Below are 15,775 nucleotides of genomic sequence, written 5' to 3'. Positions count from 1 at the left end.
CCTTTCTGTCCAACCTTGGGTCGCACGGACAACAGCCCCGTGCACCAAGGAGAGTTCGGTGGACAAGCAGGACGGCCGCTCGGCCGGTGAATCAGGGGGCGTACGGCTCGACGACCCCTGGTACGACGCTCTCGCCTCCGGGTGGGGCGAACTGGACGGCGCAGCGGAGGCAGCGGCCGAGTGGGGCAGTGGGCCGTCACCCCGGCCGGTACCGGTACCTGAGAGCGAGCGGTCCTCGCCGCATGACGAGATCTATCTTGCGGTGCAAAGAAGCGTGGCCTTCCAGGAGGTGCGCCGCCGCTACCGGCGGTTCGTCCTGCCCGGCACGGCGGTCTTTCTGGCCTGGTACCTCGCCTATGTGATCGCGGCGACCGCCGCGCCCGGCCTCATGGCCCACCGTGTCGCCGGCGCCCTGAACGTCGCGATGCTGGCCGGACTCGGTCAGTTCGCCACGACATTCCTGCTGACCTGGGCGTACGCGCGCCATGCCCGGCTGTGCAGGGACAGCGCGGCGCTCGATATCCGCTGGGAAACCCAGGAGCTCACCGGAGGGAACGTACGGTGACCGACGACCACCAGGCCCTTGCTTGGGTTCTGTTCAGCGTGTTCATCGCCGTCACCCTGGCGATCACCACCTGGGTGAGCCGTCGCAGGCACGGCTCCGCCGAAGAGTTCTACGCGGGTGGGAGGCTTTTCTCTCCGATGGAGAACGGTTTCGCCATCGCGGGGGACTACATGTCCGCCGCCTCCTTCCTCGGGATTTCCGGCCTGATCGCCCTCTTCGGTTACGACGGCCTGTTGTACTCGGTCGGCTTCCTCGTCGCCTGGCTCGTCGTCCTCTTCCTCGTCGCCGAACTGGTTCGCAACTGCGGCAGGTTCACCCTCGCCGATGTCGTCGCAGCCCGGATGCGGGAACGACCCGTCCGTATGGCGGCCGGGGCGGCCTCCGTCACCGTGTCGGTGCTCTATCTGGTGGCGCAGATGGTCGGGGCCGGCAGTCTGGTCGCCCTGCTTCTGGGGGGCGCGGGTCAGCAAGCCCGTACCTGGATGGTGATCGGGGTCGGTGCCTTGATGGTGGTCTACGTCGCCTTCGGCGGGATGCGTGCCACGACCTGGATCCAGATCGTCAAGGCCGTGCTCCTCATGGGGGGCGCCATCGCTCTGACCGTCCTGGTACTCGTCCGGTTTCACGGCGACTTCAACGCCCTGCTGAACACCGCCGCCGAACGCAGTGGCCACGGCCGCGACTTCCTCGCGCCGGGCCTCAAATACGGTGCGGACTGGATCTCTCGGCTGGACTTCATCAGCCTCGGCATCGCGCTCGTCCTTGGCACCGCCGGGCTGCCGCACATCCTCTCCCGCTTCTACACCGTCCCCACGGCACGTTCCGCCCGTCGGTCCGTCGTCTGGTCCATCGGGCTGATCGGTGGCTTCTACTTGATGACCATCGTGCTTGGCTTCGGTGCTGCGGCGGTACTCGGCAGCGACGCCGTCCGTAAGTCCAATACGGCAGGCAACACCGCCGTCCCGCTGCTGGCCCTCGATCTGGGAGGCGGCGCGGGGTCGACCGGCGGCACGGTTCTTTTCGCCGTGGTGGCGGCAGTCGCGTTCGCCACCATCCTGGCGGTGGTCGCCGGCATCACACTCGCCTCGTCGGCTTCCGTCGCGCACGATCTGTATGCCTCGCTGCGGCGTCCGCGCGGCACGGCGCAGGATGCCCAGCGGGCCGAGGTGACCGTGGCGCGCATCGCAGCGGTGGCCGTCGGTGCGGTCGCGATCGGCCTCGCCCTGCTGGCCCAGGACCTCAACGTCGCCTTCCTGGTGGGCCTGGCCTTCGCCGTTGCCGCATCGGCCAATCTGCCGGTCTTGCTGTACACGCTCTTCTGGCGCCGCTTCACCACCCGGGGCGCGGTCTGGTCCGTGTACGGCGGTCTGATCCCTGCGATCACTCTGGTCGTTCTCTCACCGGTGGTCTCCGGCAGCCAGGAGTCACTTTTCCCCGGGATGGACTTCGCCTTCTTCCCGCTCGACAACCCTGGTGTCGTATCGATCCCGCTGGGATTCCTGTTGGGGTGGCTGGGAACGGTGCTTTCCCCGGAGGCCGCCGATGAGGCGCGGCATGCAGAGACGGAGGTACGGGCGCTGACAGGGGCGGGGGCGGCTTAGGCCCGCTCGACACATTCCGATACACCAGGGTCGGGCCGGCCCTGGCCCTGGAGCGGACGGGCGCCGCAGCCGCGTGTTGCGTGGCTGCCGCGCCCTACCCGTGTACACCGGTTTGCCGGTGCCCAACGGCTCACGGTGGCGTTCGTTCTCCTGGCTAGACCCACTCGTAGCGGTGCTCGGGGCGGCCGGTCTCGCCGTACTTGAGTGTGAGGCGCACTCGCCCGGTGCGTTCCAGCAGTTTGAGGTAGCGCTGTGCGGTCTGCCGGCTCAGCCCCGCCTGGAGGGCGACGTCCTGCGCCGACAGCGGGGCGCCCGCGGAGCGCAGCACCGAGCGCACCCGGTCGGCGGTGGCGGTGGAGTGTCCCTTCGGCAGCTCGGCGGGACCCGCGTTGGCGGCTCCCAACGCCCCGAAGATCCAGTCCACTTCGGACTGTTCGGCCTGCCCACCACCCGCAAAGGTGCGATGCAGCGCCGCGTATCCCAGCAACTTGGAGCGCAGGCCTGCGAAGGTGAATGGCTTGACGAGGTACTGCAGCGCACCGTGGCGCATCGCGGCCTGCACGGTGGCGATATCTCGCGCCGCCGTCACCATGATCACGTCGGTGACCAGGCCACGCCGCCGCAGGTCGCCGACCAGTTGGAGCCCTGTTCTGTCGGGGAGGTAGTGATCGAGAAGGATCAGATTGACGGAGTGGGTCTCAAGGGCGGCAAGGGCCTCAGCGGCTGTGTGCGCGAGGCAACTGACACGGAACCCCTCGATTTTCGCGACATAGGCAGCGTTGATCTTCGCGACCTGCACATCGTCGTCGACGACCAGTACGTCGATCATCTGGCGGCCTCCGTGGAGCCGTTGGGGCGACGAGCGCCCCCTTCGGGCCGGCTGGTGGTGTGAGTGTCCGTGACTGCTGCCTGGTGGGTTGCTTCACGTGCTTCGGGAAGCTCTTCGGACAGTGCGTCGGGGACCGTCACGGTGAACACCGCCCCGCCACCGGGACGGTCGCCTACCTCGACACTGCCTCCGTAGCGCTCGGCGAGACGCCGTACGAGCGCGAGGCCGATGCCGCGCTGCCCGTGGGCCGGCGGTTCCTTCGTCGTCCAGCCCTCGGTAAAGATCTCCCCGCGGCGCTCTTCGGGCACGCCCGGTCCGTTGTCGATGACGCGCACGATGGCGGTGCGGCCGTCGGCGCGGACCTCCGCTTCCAGCTGCGCGTCACGCTCACCCGACGTCGCGTCCAGTGCGTTGTCGACGAGGTTGCCGAGGACGGTGACCAGGCTGTGCGGGTCGACGAGGCGGTCGGGCAGGTGTGTACGGGGGGAGATGCGCAGGGAGGCGCCGCGCTCGGTGGCGACCGTGGCCTTGCCCACCAGCAGGGCAGCCAGCAGCGGATCGTGGATGCGCTCGGTGACCTGCTCGGCGGTCGCGTGATGCACGCCCACGGCCTGCGTCACAAACTCCACTGCCTCCTCGTGCAGCCCGAGTTCGAGCAGGCCGAGGAGGGTGTGCAGCCGGTTGGCGTGCTCGTGGTCCTGGGCACGGAGGGCATCGATGAGGCCGCGGGTGCCGTCCAGTTCACGCCCCAGCCGCTCCAGCTCGGTACGGTCGCGCAGGGTGACCACGGCTCCGCCGTCGTCGGTCGGCATGCGGTTCGCCACCAGGACCCGGTGCCCGCTGACAGCCAGTAGGTCTGCTCCCGAAACGCGGCCTGCCAGGACGTCCGTCGTACGGCCGGGAGGCAGGACCGCGTCCAAGGGGCGGCCGGTGTCCTCGGCATGGAGATCCAGGAGACGCTGTGCCTCGTCGTTCAGCAGGCGGATGCGGCCGTTCTTGTCGAGGGCGAGGAACCCTTCCCGGATGCCGTGCAGCATCGCCTCCCGCTCGACCAGCAACGCGGAGATATCGGAGAACGCCAGGTCGTGGGTGCGGCGCTGCAGCCGGCGGGCGACGAGATAGGCGGCGAGTGCGCCCACGGCGAGCGCTCCGCCCGCGTAAGCGAGCAACTGGGGGACGGTGGAGAGCAGCCGTTCCTGCACGCTCTCGTAGGCGATGCCGACGGAGACGGCGCCGACGACCTTGCCGTCTTCGTCACGGAGCGGGACCTTGCCCCGCGCGGACCTGCCCAGGGTGCCCTCGTCGATCTGCATCACCTCCTGGCCGGAGAGCGCGATGCTCGGATCGGTAGAGACGTGGCGGCCGATCTCATCGGGGTCGGTATGCGACCAGCGCACCCCCTGCTTGTCCATGATCACGACGTACTCGGCGCCGGTGGCCGCGCGAATCCGCTCCGCCTCGTGCTGTACGGGGCCGTGGCGCGTCGGACGGGAGGACTCCAGGGCATCGTCAAGGCGAGGCTCGGCCGCGGTGGTCTGTGCGATGGCGAGGGCACGGCGCATCGCCTGGTCGTCGAGCTGTGCACTGAGCGGGGCAAGGAACAGGCCGGTCGCCAGGGCTGTGACACCGGCTGCGATGGCCAGCTGCACCATCAGCACCTGGGAGAAGACCCGCCGTGGCCACCCCAGCCGAGGCCTCGGCCGACGCGTTGCGTAGTCGGTAGGGTCGGGGTCGACCAGGGCCCGAGTGTCGGGAGCCTGTAGATCGGCACTCGTCTGCGGGGTGCCGAGTGGCTCGTTGCTGCGGGCGCCGGAGGCCGTCTCGGTGGGAAACGGGGCGGGACCCGAGGGCTCTGCGGCGCTCGGGCGGGGGACCGACGCTTCCTTCTCGCCCATACGAACGAACAGTAAGCGCGGAGAAGGGTCGGCCGGTATTCCCTGACGAAGCGAATTCGGAGGGTGTCCGAGCGGCGACTCGCGAGGTGCCCCGCCCGTCACGAGCCGCAGAACATGACGCGCGCTGTTGACTGGCCGACGGCGACGACATTGCCGCGACTCACGGCTGCCCCGTCAGCTCGTCGCGTTCGGTCCTTTGCTCATCCGTGCAATCCCAGCAGGAGGGATTCCATCGGCATCTCGGCATGAGTGGCGTCAGCGGCGTCTCGCCGATTGGTGGCAGAGGCTGACTCCAGTAACGAAGGCGCAGGTCAGGTGCGTGTCAACGAGGCTGGAAGGGACCAGGAGTGGTTATCCACAGGCCTTTTGGTTGCGGATTGTGTGCGCGTAGCCTCGCACGGTGAGTAGGCGGCTGGGCCTTGCGCCGGGGTGCGGGCCGATCGGCCGGTATGTGATGCGCGATGTGCGTGCGGAAGGGAGCGGTCATGCGGTCGACGGGGGAGGTCAGCCACGGGACGTGGCGCAAGGCGTGGAGGAGGGAGGGATGTGTGCCGCTCGGTCGCCGGGCCGCAGGCGGACGGTCCCGGCGTAGCTGGTCGGTGCGTCTGGTCTGCCGGCTCACCTGGTCGTGGAGCAGTCGCCCGCTGCCGGGTGCCGTGTGCGCGTCCGGCGGGGCCGCATGTGGCCGGAGCGACCGTCGCTTTCCGGGCAAGCCGCGGATTGGTCCGTATGAGGGTCCGTGTCTGTCTCCTGGGGCGGAAACGCGGGGTTCGGGAGCACGGGGTGGTGAAGTACCCGGTGAGCGTCTCGGGGGGTCCGCCAAGTCACCTGCCGACGGCCTGGACCGTCCTTTGCGGCATGCTGCTCGCCGCACTGATCGAGACAACCGCCATACGCGCCGGTGGACCGAGCGGCGCACCACAGCTGGCGGGCGCCGCAGCACCATCGGCCCGCTGTTCGACGACGACTCGCCAGACACGGCCGTCGGAGTGCGCCACGGTAATCGCCCAGGCGGCGGAGGCTCCGGTAAAGGACGCATTGCCGGGCGTCAGGCTGTCGGCCGACCTCGGTTCGGGCCACACCGTGTCGGTCCGTACGACGTCGAGTGCGTCCGCCAGGTCCTCCCCGATCAGTTGACGGACCGCAAGGTCGGCGGCCTGGCCCGGCCGGTCCCAGGCGGAGCGGCCACGGGCGTGGTTGACCGTGACCCGTCCGTCGCGCGCCGTTTCCACGGCCTCCTTGACCAGGGGGGCCGAGGCCCGTCCGTAGGCGTAGCCGTAGGGGAGGACGAAAAGGGTGGGGGAGAAGCGGTGACCTCCGATGTGGGTGACCTCCCAGGCCTCGGTTCCGCCGGCGGCGAGCTCTGCGGCCAGCGGGCGGCCGAGCAGGGCACAGCAACGGTCCCGCTTGCCGTTGGTGCACACCAGGACCAGCGGCTCACCGATGTACGGCTCCCAGAGGCTGTGGTGCTCTCCCGCTCCCAGGGCCGCGAAGTCCAGCCCGAGGACCGCCCGCGGGTCGGTGACGGTGGTCGTGCGGATCCAGGATCGTCCCGGCGCGGTGTGCGCGAGGAACAGTCGTCGCCGGGAGGTGCCGTGGCGGTCGGCGTGGCGCCCCGGCCGGCGGATCAGGGCGATGCGTACGCCCGTTCCCTCTGCCGCGGTCTCCAAGGCCCGGCCGACGTCAGGGTCGAGGTGGCTGTCCGTCAGTGCATGGGTGCCCCAGGGCCCCGGCTGCTCGATGAGCAGCCAGGTCCGGGCAGGGGCCGCGGTCCCGGCGAGAGATTCGGCCGATTCACGAGAAGCGGTGGCGCAGGTACTCACATAGGTGAGCCTAACCTCATCTGTCCCGCGTCGGCTTCCGGGTGGGTGTGCAACGGGGCGATGGGCAACCGGATGTCCCGCGGTGATGGCAGATGCCCCTTCGCGTGAGGTCCGGCGATGCCAGGGTTCCGGCATCGGCGCCGGTGCTGCTGGAGTCCTGGCACCGCCCGGGGTAGCCCACCCAGCGGCAGCCTCCCGTCACGGCAGCGGCTGTGGCGGGCGGGGGCCGTGGTAGTGACCACTTGGGCGCATCCGGAGGGGCGGTTCGGCGTATTCCTCCAGGGCGTGGGCGATCCAGCCGGCGGTGCGGGCGATGGCGTAGATGGTCTCGCCTGCCTCCGCCGGCATGCCTGTCGAGACGGCCAGTACGGCCAGCGCGAGATCGACATTGGCATGCAGCTCCGTGTGCCGGGCCGTGGTGGTGACCACTTGACGGGCGGCCTGCAGGGCGGGGCGGGCCCGCGGGATGTCCTCCAGGAGGCGGAACAGGGTGCGGGCTCGCGGATCCTCGCCCGGGTAGAGGCGATGACCGAGGCCCGGGACCCGGCGGCCGGTCCGCAGATGGTCGGCGACCACGGCAGCCGCGCTGCCCCGGTCCCGCACCTCCACCAGCATCCGGTGGGCGAGTCCGCTTGCCGCACCGTGCAGCACGCCGTCCAGTGCCCCGAAGCCTGCCGAGACGATCGCGTATGGATGCGCGCGGGCGGAGGCGGCGACGCGTACCGCGAACGTCGAGGCGGCGAGGGATCGACGCACCCCGTGGGCTTGCGGGCGTCATCGTCACCGAGACCCAAGTAGGCGACGTCCGGGGCATCGAGGGCTTTTACCACTACCGCCAGTACTCCGCCGTCGAGCTGGCGACCGCCCGGACCTTCGAGGACGTCTGGTACCTGATGTTCCACGGGGAGCTGCCCGACGCGGCGCAGCTCGCGGCCTTCGCGCCGAGACCGCCGCTTTGCGCCCACTGCCCGCGGCCGTACGCGATGCGCTGCCTGCCCTCGCTCGTGCCGGTGTGCTCTCCGGCCCCCTCGCCGGGCTGCGCACCGGCCTGTCCCTGCTCGGCGCGACGGCCGGCTTCCGGCCGCTGTACGACATCGATGCCGGCCGCCGACGTGCCGACGCGCTCGCCGCGTGCGCCGCCGTACCGACCCTGGTCACCGCGCTCCACCGGCTCGGCCGGGGCCTGCAGCCCGTCGAGCCCCGCTCGGATCTGAGCTACGCCGCCAATTACCTCTACATGCTCACCGGCGACGAGCCGGAGCCCGACCGGGTCCGGGCGATCGAGGCGTATCTGATCTCCACCATCGACCATGGCTTCAACGCGTCGACCTTCACCGGACGCGTCATCGCCTCCACCGGCGCCGATCTTGCGGCCTGCCTGGTCGGTGCCGTCGGCGCTCTCTCCGGACCGCTGCACGGCGGTGCGCCCAGTCGAGCCCTGGACATGCTCGACGCCATCGGCACACCCGACCGCATCGACCCCTGGATCCGCGACCGTGTCCTGAGCGGGGACCGGATCATGGGGTTCGGCCACTCCGTATACCGGACCGAGGACCCGCGCTCCAGGATGCTCCGAGGTATCGCCGAACAGATCGGTGGGCCGCTGGTGGACTTCGCCGTCCAGGTGGAGGCGAGGGTGGAAGAGCTGCTGGCCGAGCTCAAGCCCGGACGTGAGCTGCACACCAATGTGGAGCTCTACGCAGGGGTCGTCATGGAGCTGTGCGGGCTGCCGCGCGAGATGTTCACGCCGACCTTCTGCGCGGCCCGCGTGGTGGGATGGAGCGCCAACATCCTGGAGCAGGCCGAGGACTCGAAGATCATTCGCCCCGCGGCCCGGTACGTCGGCCCGCCTCCGCCGCAGCCGCTGCCTGTCGTCGCGCCCTGCCAGCGGGGAGCGCCGTAGACGGTGCGGGGGTGGGCCGGGCTCGCGGCGCGGGCATTCCGTTACGATCGGCAGCTCGTCCGCCGCCGGTCCGCGCGGCCCGCCACCCGCACCATGGAGGCGCCCCCTTGGCCACGCAACAGATCCCGGTCGTCGTGCTCGCGGGCTTCCTCGGGTCAGGCAAGACCACGTTGCTCAACCACCTCCTCGGCAACGGCGACGGCACCCGTATCGGCGCCATCGTCAATGACTTCGGCAGCATCGAAATCGATGCCATGACCGTCGCCGGGCAGGTGGACTCGATGGTCTCGCTCGGCAACGGCTGTCTGTGCTGTGCGGTCGACACCAGCGAACTCGACACCTACCTGGAACGGCTCGCGCGCCCCGCCGCCCGGATCGATGTGATCGTCATCGAGGCCAGCGGGCTGGCCGAGCCGCAGGAACTCATCCGGATGATCCTCGCCAGTGACAACGACAGGATCGTCTACGGCGGGCTGATCGAGGTCGTCGACGCCGCGGAGTTCGAGGACACCAGGGCCCGGCATCCGGAACTGGACCGGCATGTGGGCATCGCCGACATCGTGGTGCTCAACAAAGCCGATCGCGTCGGCGACGCGGCACGGCAGCACCTCATGGACACGCTCGCGGACCTTGCTCCCGGCCGGCCTGTGATCTGCACGGCCTACGGGCAGATCGATCCCGAGCTGTTCTTCGACCGTGGGCCGGGTGAGGACCTCGACGCGGCCGTGCGCCAGCTGTCCTTCGAGGACCTGCTGCGCGAGACCGCGGCGAATGAGGACTCCACGCACGGTCCGGACGACCAGTGCGATCACCCCGGCCACACCCACCACGCAGGTCATCTCCATGCCGCCTACCAGAGCGTGGAGTTCACCTCTGCCGAGCCGATGCACCCGCGCCGCCTCATGGACTTCCTCGACAGCCGCCCCGCCGGCCTCTACCGCATCAAGGGCTTCGTCCACTTCGACCTACCGGAGAACCGCCAGAAGTTCACGGTGCACGCCGTCGGTGACTTCCTGCGCTTCTATCCCGCACCGTGGCCGAAGGGCGAGGAGCGGTGCACCCAGCTCGTCATGATCGGCAGCGGTATCGACGCACCGGCCCTGCACAAGGAACTGGACAACTGCCGCGAGAGCGCACCGCCGGACGCAGACCAGAACAGTATGTGGGGTGTGCTGCGGTACGTGGCCGCGCGCGAGGACTCCCAAGACGGCTGACGCCGTCGGACCGGTCCTCCACCGGCCCGACGGCGTCACCCGCATCCGTCACGCGCCTGCCTACACCGGCCCCGCCAGCGCCGTCACCGGCTTCATCAGCGGCACACCCGAGCCGTCCCTGCGCGGATCCACCTCCGGCATCTCGACCGGGGTGCCCTTGGCGTCCGCGCCATGCACCGGAGCCGGTCCCACCCACGCCTGGATGAGCACGTCCTCGCCCTTCAGGAACCGCTGGCACCGCACCCCGCCGGTCGCCCGGCCCTTGCGCGGATACTGGTCGAACGGGGTGAGCTTGGCCGTCGCCACCGAGTCGTCCAGCGTGCCGTGCGAGCCGGCGACCGTGAACACCATGGCCTCGGTCGCCGGATCGACCGCGGCGAACGCGATCACCTTCGCGCCCTCCCCCAGCTTGACGCCCGCCATGCCACCCGCAGGCCGGCCCTGCGGCCGCACCTGCGACGCCGGATAGCGCAGCAACTGCGCCTCGTTGGTGACGAAGACCAGGTCCTCCTCGCCGGTGCGCAGCTCGGCCGCGCCCACGATGCGGTCCCCGTCCTTGAGGGTGATGACCTCCAACTCTTCCTTGTGGGCGGGGTAGTCGGGCACCACCCGCTTGACGACGCCCTGCTCCGTGCCGAGCGCCAGGCCCGGCGACGACTCGTCGAGCGTCGTGAGACAGATCAGCTCCTCGCCGTCCTCCAGCGTCAGGAACTCCGAGAGCTGCGCGCCACCCGAGAGACTGGGCGCCGCCGCGGTCTCCGGCAGGTGCGGCAGATCGATCACCGAGATCCGCAGCAGCCGGCCCAGGGACGTCACCGCGCCCACCTCGCCGCGGGTCGTCGCCGGCACCGCCGAGACGATCACATCGTGCTTGACGCGCTTGGCATCGGCGTCGAAGGCCATGTCCCCGGCGACCGTACGCGCCAGCAGCCCCGTCGAGGACAGCAGCACCCGGCACGGGTCGTCGGAGACCTCCAGCGGCACCGCGCCGACCGAGGTGCCCGCCGACTCCAGCAGGACCGTCCGCCGGTCCGTGCCGTACTTCTTCGCGACCGCGGCCAGCTCGCCGGACACCAGCTTGCGCAGCTCGGTGTCCGACTCCAGGATCCGCGTCAGCTTCTCGATCTCGTCCTGCAGCCGGTCACGCTCCGACTCCAGCTCGATACGGTCGAACTTGGTCAGCCGGCGCAGCGGGGTGTCGAGGATGTACTGCGTCTGGATGTCGCTCAGGGAGAACCGCTCGATCAGCCGCTCCTTGGCCTGTGCGCTGTTCTCGCTGGAGCGGATGAGCCGGATCACCTCGTCGATGTCCACCAGGGCCGTCAGCAGGCCCTCGACGAGGTGGAGACGGTTGCGCCGCTTGGTCCGCCGGAACTCGCTGCGCCGCCGCACCACGTTGAAGCGGTGGTCGACGTAGACCTCCAGCAGCTCCTTGAGGCCCAGCGTCAGCGGCTGGCCGTCCACCAGCGCGACGTTGTTGATGCCGAAGGACTCCTCCATCGGCGTGAGCTTGTACAGCTGCTCCAATACGGCCTCGGGGTTGAAGCCGTTCTTGACCTCGATCACCAGCCGCAGGCCGTGCTCGCGGTCGGTGAGGTCCTTGACGTCCGCGATGCCCTGGAGCCTCTTCGAACCGACCAGGTCCTTGATCTTGGAGATGACCTTCTCGGGGCCGACCGTGAAGGGGAGTTCGGTGACGACCAGGCCCTTGCGGCGGGCGGTGACGTTCTCCACCGTGACCGTCGCGCGGATCTTGAACGTGCCGCGGCCCTTCTCGTACGCGTCCCGTACGCCGCCGAGGCCCACGATCCGGCCGCCCGTCGGCAGGTCAGGACCCGGCACGAAGCGCATCAGGGTGTCGAGATCGGCGTTCGGATGCTTGATCAGATGGCGGGCCGCGGCGATGACCTCGCCCAGGTTGTGCGGCGGCATGTTCGTCGCCATACCGACGGCGATGCCGGACGCGCCGTTGACCAGGAGGTTCGGATACGCGGCGGGGAGGGCGACCGGTTCCTGCTCCTGGCCGTCGTAGTTCGGCGCGAAGTCGACGGTGTCCTCTTCGATGGACTCCGTCATCAGGGATGTCGCGGACGCCATCCGGCACTCGGTGTACCGCATCGCGGCGGGCGGGTCGTCATTGCCCAGCGAACCGAAGTTGCCGTGGCCGTCGACGAGCGGCAGCCGCATCGAGAACGGCTGCGCCATGCGCACCAGGGCGTCGTAGATCGACGCGTCGCCGTGCGGATGGAGCTTACCCATCACCTCGCCGACGACGCGGGCGCACTTGACGTAACCGCGATCGGGCCGGAGCCCCATCTCGTTCATCTGGTACAAAATGCGGCGGTGCACGGGCTTGAGACCGTCGCGGGCGTCCGGCAGGGCGCGCGAGTAGATGACCGAATACGCGTACTCGAGGAAGGAACCCTGCATCTCGTCGACGACGTCGATGTCGAGGATCCTCTCCTCGAAGTCGTCCGGCGGCGGGGTCTTCGTGCTGCGGCGGGCCATCGCGGCTGCGGCTCCTTTAGCTGCGTCTACTGCCGATGCCGGGGAGGCGGCATCGGAACAACGGTCAACCAGTCGGGTCAACCAGCTGAGGGATCGACCCGCGAGTATGTCTGAGTCTGACGCGGACCATTGTGGACCGCCCCACTGACAACGCCGACCGCGACTCCCCCTTCAGCTCCTGCGGGCTCGCGCACGGCGCTCATCCCGGGCCGGCCGCCCGGTGACTTCGCCAGATGCCGATGCGCTTGCATACAGTGACAGAACTTCCTCGCAAGCGGATCGAAGGGACGTACATGCCCATGGGTCACACGGCCACAGAACAAGCCGGCTCCGGCGGCCTGACAGCGACCGAGCACCGGCTGGCCAACGGCCTGCGCGTGGTGCTCTCCGAAGACCACCTGACCCCGGTCGCAGCGGTCTGCCTGTGGTACGACGTCGGCTCCCGCCACGAGGTCAAGGGCCGTACGGGCCTGGCGCACCTCTTCGAGCATCTGATGTTCCAGGGCTCCGCGCAGGTGACGGGCAACGGCCACTTCGAGCTGGTGCAGGGCGCCGGCGGTTCGCTCAACGGCACCACGAGCTTCGAGCGCACCAACTACTTCGAGACCATGCCCGCCCACGAGCTGGAGCTCGCGCTCTGGCTGGAGGCCGACCGGATGGGCTCGCTGCTGACCGCGCTCGACGACGAGTCGATGGAGAACCAGCGCGACGTCGTCAAGAACGAGCGCCGCCAGCGCTACGACAACGTCCCCTACGGCACGGCCTTCGAGAAGCTGACGGCCATGGCCTACCCCGAGGGCCACCCGTACCACCACACGCCCATCGGGTCGATGGCCGATCTGGACGCGGCCTCCCTGGAGGACGCGCGGGCGTTCTTCCGGACGTACTACGCGCCCAACAACGTCGTCCTGTCGATCGTGGGCGACATCGACCCCGAGCAGACGCTGGCCTGGGTCGAGAAGTACTTCGGCTCGATCCCCGCGCACGACGGCAAGCAGGCGCCACGGGACGGCACGCTTCCCGACGTCATCGGAGGCGAGCTGCGCGAGGTCGTCGAGGAGGACGTGCCCGCCCGGGCGCTGATGGCGGCCTACCGGCTGCCGCACGACGGCACCCGTGAGGCGGACGCCGCCGACCTCGCGCTGACCGTCCTGGGCGGCGGCGAGTCCTCCCGCCTGTACAACCGGCTGGTGCGCCGTGACCGCAGCGCCGTGGCGGCCGGCTTCGGCCTGCTGCGGCTGGCCGGCGCGCCCTCACTGGGCTGGCTGGACGTGAAGACGTCCGGCGGCGAGGAGGTCCCCGGCATCGAGCGCGCGGTCGACGAGGAGCTGGCCCGCTTCGCCGCCGAGGGCCCGACCCCGGAGGAGATGGAGCGGGCACAGGCCCAGCTGGAGCGCGAATGGCTGGACCGGCTGGCCACGGTCAGCGGCCGCGCCGACGAACTGTGCCGCTTCGCCGTCCTGTTCGGCGACCCGCAGCTGGCGCTGACCGCCGTGCAGCGCGTTCTGGACATCACTCCCGAGGAGGTGCAGGCGGTCGCCAAGGCCCGGCTGCGCCCCGACAACCGCGCGGTGCTCGTCTACGAGCCCACCGAGCCCACCGAGCCGACCGACGCCGCCGACACCGAGGAAGGGGAGGCGGACCAGTGAGCGACGCCACCACCCACGCCGATTCCCCCGTGAGCAGGATGGACTTTCACCCGCAGCCCCAGGGCGGCGCGCCCAGGCCGTGGGCCTTCCCGGCCCCCGACCGCGGCCAACTGCCCAACGGGCTCACCCTCCTGACCAGCCACCGCCCCGGCCAGCAGGTCGTCGCCGTCGAGATCAACCTCGTCGCTCCGCTGGAGGCCGAGCCCGAGGGCCTGGACGGCGTCGCCACGATCATGGCGCGTGCCCTGTCCGAGGGCACCGACAAGCACGACGCGGAGGAGTTCGCCGCCGAGCTGGAGCGCTGCGGCGCCACCCTGGACGCGCACGCCGACCACCCCGGCGTACGGGTCTCCCTGGAGGTGCCGGCGTCCCGGCTGCCGCGTGCGCTCGGCCTGCTCGCCGACGCGCTGCGCGCTCCCGCCTTCCCGGAGAGCGAGGTCGAGCGGCTGGTGCGCAACCGTCTCGACGAGATCCCGCACGAGCTCGCCAACCCGGCCCGGCGCGCGGCGATGGCGCTGTCCAAGGAGCTGTTCCCGGCCACGTCCCGTATGTCACGGCCGCGCCAGGGCACCGAGGAGACCGTCGGACGCGTCGATGCCGCGGCCGTCCGTGCCTTCTACGACGCCCATGTACGGCCCGCCACGGCCACTGCCGTCATCGTCGGTGACTTCACCGGGGTCGACCTGGACGCCGCGCTCGCCGAGACGCTCGGCGCGTGGCGCGGCTCGTCGGCCGAGCCGCTGAAGGCCTCCCCGATCGTCGCCGACGACACCGGCCGCGTGGTGATCGTGGACCGCCCCGGCGCCGTCCAGACGCAGCTGCTCATCGGGCGTATCGGCGCCGACCGGCACGACCGGGTGTGGCCCGCGCAGGTCCTCGGCACGTACTGCCTGGGCGGCACCCTCACCTCCCGTCTGGACCGTGTTCTGCGCGAGGAGAAGGGCTACACGTACGGGGTGCGCGCCTTCGGCCAGGTGCTTCGCTCCACCGCTCCCACGTCCCCCGAGGGGGCCACGGGTGCCTCGCTGCTCGCCATCAGCGGTTCGGTGGACACCGCCTCCACCGTCCCGGCGCTCGACGACCTGTGGAACGTGCTGCGCACCCTTGCGGCAGAGGGGCTGACGGACGCCGAGCGGGATGTCGCCGTACAGAACCTCGTCGGGGTCGCGCCGCTGAAGTACGAGACCGCGGCAGCCGTCGCCGGCACCCTCGCCGACCAGGTGGAGCAGCACCTGCCGGACGACTTCCAGGCGCAGCTGTACGTCCGCCTCGCGGAGACCGGCACGGTGGAGGCGACCGCGGCGGCCGTCAACGCCTTCCCCGTGGACCGGCTGGTGACGGTCCTGGTGGGCGATGCGGCGCAGATCGCCGAGCCCATCAAGGCGCTGGGCATCGGTGAGGTGACGGTCGTCAGCGGCTAGTCCGTCATGTGACGGCAGGTCACATATCGACAAAGCAACTCCCGTGGCGGTGGTCCGCCACGGGAGTTGCCGTATGTCCGGTTTATTGCGGCCGGTGCCTCGGTTCTTGTGGCATCCCGCACAAAAATGCGGATCTGTTTGCCGATTGAAAGTTGCCCCGTTTAGCGTCGGTCCGGCTGTTCGTCACAAGTCCGCCACAACCGTGGCACCGGACAGTCATCGCCGAGTCCCCGTACGGCGCGAGCTAGGGGAGCCGGGGACCCAGAGTCCCTTGGGGTGAATCGGACTCCCCTCCGGAGGAGCCCGTAGGAGACCTTCCTGCTCCGAACCCGTCAGCTAACCCGGTAGGCGAGAAGGAGGGAAAGGA

9 protein-coding genes, 2 pseudogenes and 1 riboswitch are annotated in these 15,775 nt (G+C 70.0%); of the genes and pseudogenes, 6 read left to right on the top strand and 5 right to left on the bottom strand.

Translation table 11 applies throughout. From position 1 onward, the window contains the following. The first annotated feature begins 58 nt into the window (after nt 1–58). Nucleotides 59–565, top strand: a complete 507-nt coding sequence (locus tag OHS81_RS08680) for a DUF485 domain-containing protein (RefSeq protein ID WP_328384002.1) — start codon at nt 59–61, stop codon at nt 563–565. Next, nucleotides 562–2,166, top strand: a complete 1,605-nt coding sequence (locus OHS81_RS08675) for a solute symporter family protein (protein ID WP_328384000.1) — start codon at nt 562–564, stop codon at nt 2,164–2,166. The genes OHS81_RS08680 and OHS81_RS08675 overlap by 4 nt, the downstream gene beginning before the upstream one ends. 154 nt (nt 2,167–2,320) lie before the next feature. Here OHS81_RS08675 and OHS81_RS08670 read toward each other — a convergent pair whose 3' ends face one another. From OHS81_RS08670 to OHS81_RS08655, 4 genes and pseudogenes are all read right to left on the bottom strand, one after another. After that, nucleotides 2,321–2,995, bottom strand: a complete 675-nt coding sequence (locus OHS81_RS08670; RefSeq protein WP_328383998.1) for a DUF7342 family protein — start codon at nt 2,993–2,995, stop codon at nt 2,321–2,323. Then, nucleotides 2,992–4,647, bottom strand: coding sequence for a sensor histidine kinase (locus tag OHS81_RS08665; RefSeq protein ID WP_328390992.1), 1,656 nt, complete (start codon nt 4,645–4,647; stop codon nt 2,992–2,994). The genes OHS81_RS08670 and OHS81_RS08665 overlap by 4 nt, the downstream gene beginning before the upstream one ends. 1,067 nt (nt 4,648–5,714) lie before the next feature. Then, nucleotides 5,715–6,713: a sucrase ferredoxin gene (locus OHS81_RS08660; protein ID WP_328383997.1), complete on the bottom strand. Its 999-nt coding sequence runs from the start codon at nt 6,711–6,713 to the stop codon at nt 5,715–5,717. Between the two features lie 198 nt (nt 6,714–6,911). Next, nucleotides 6,912–7,469: pseudogene (locus tag OHS81_RS08655) on the bottom strand (citrate/2-methylcitrate synthase); the annotation flags it as partial. On the opposite strand from OHS81_RS08655, the pseudogene OHS81_RS08650 reads away from it, so the two are divergent. Together OHS81_RS08650 and OHS81_RS08645 are read left to right on the top strand one after the other, a co-directional pair. Continuing rightward, nucleotides 7,403–8,616, top strand: a pseudogene (locus OHS81_RS08650) (citrate synthase/methylcitrate synthase). The pseudogenes OHS81_RS08655 and OHS81_RS08650 overlap by 67 nt on opposite strands. A 107-nt stretch (nt 8,617–8,723) precedes the next feature. After that, nucleotides 8,724–9,830: a CobW family GTP-binding protein gene (locus OHS81_RS08645; RefSeq protein ID WP_328383995.1), complete on the top strand. Its 1,107-nt coding sequence runs from the start codon at nt 8,724–8,726 to the stop codon at nt 9,828–9,830. Between the two features lie 60 nt (nt 9,831–9,890). Here the strand turns inward: OHS81_RS08645 and OHS81_RS08640 are convergent, their stop codons facing one another. Then, a complete protein-coding gene (locus OHS81_RS08640; RefSeq protein WP_328383992.1) occupies nt 9,891–12,338 on the bottom strand; it encodes a DNA gyrase/topoisomerase IV subunit A in 2,448 nt (815 codons plus the stop codon). A 299-nt stretch (nt 12,339–12,637) separates the two neighbouring features. On the opposite strand from OHS81_RS08640, the gene OHS81_RS08635 reads away from it, so the two are divergent. Both OHS81_RS08635 and OHS81_RS08630 read left to right on the top strand, forming a co-directional pair. Next, nucleotides 12,638–13,987, top strand: coding sequence for a M16 family metallopeptidase (locus tag OHS81_RS08635; RefSeq protein ID WP_328390990.1), 1,350 nt, complete (start codon nt 12,638–12,640; stop codon nt 13,985–13,987). Between the two features lie 38 nt (nt 13,988–14,025). Then, complete coding sequence (locus OHS81_RS08630; protein WP_328390988.1) at nt 14,026–15,408, top strand: M16 family metallopeptidase; 1,383 nt, start codon at nt 14,026–14,028, stop codon at nt 15,406–15,408. 210 nt (nt 15,409–15,618) lie between these two features. Beyond that, nucleotides 15,619–15,774, top strand: a riboswitch (cyclic di-AMP (ydaO/yuaA leader). The last annotated feature ends 1 nt before the right edge of the window (nt 15,775 follow it).

This window comes from Streptomyces sp. NBC_00400, assembly GCF_036048035.1.
Lineage (GTDB): Bacteria > Actinomycetota > Actinomycetes > Streptomycetales > Streptomycetaceae > Streptomyces.
The sequence above is the reverse complement of the archived record's forward strand: the minus strand, read 5'-3'. Positions and strand labels throughout refer to the sequence as shown.

Coding starts and splice junctions, on each gene's coding strand:
- OHS81_RS08670 (WP_328383998.1), bottom strand. CDS start 2,995: ATGATCGACGTACTGGTCGTCGACGACGATGTGCAGGTCGCGAAGATC.
- OHS81_RS08665 (WP_328390992.1), bottom strand. CDS start 4,647: ATGGTGCAGCTGGCCATCGCAGCCGGTGTCACAGCCCTGGCGACCGGC.
- OHS81_RS08640 (WP_328383992.1), bottom strand. CDS start 12,338: ATGGCCCGCCGCAGCACGAAGACCCCGCCGCCGGACGACTTCGAGGAG.
- OHS81_RS08635 (WP_328390990.1), top strand. CDS start 12,638: ATGGGTCACACGGCCACAGAACAAGCCGGCTCCGGCGGCCTGACAGCG.
- OHS81_RS08630 (WP_328390988.1), top strand. CDS start 14,026: ATGGACTTTCACCCGCAGCCCCAGGGCGGCGCGCCCAGGCCGTGGGCC.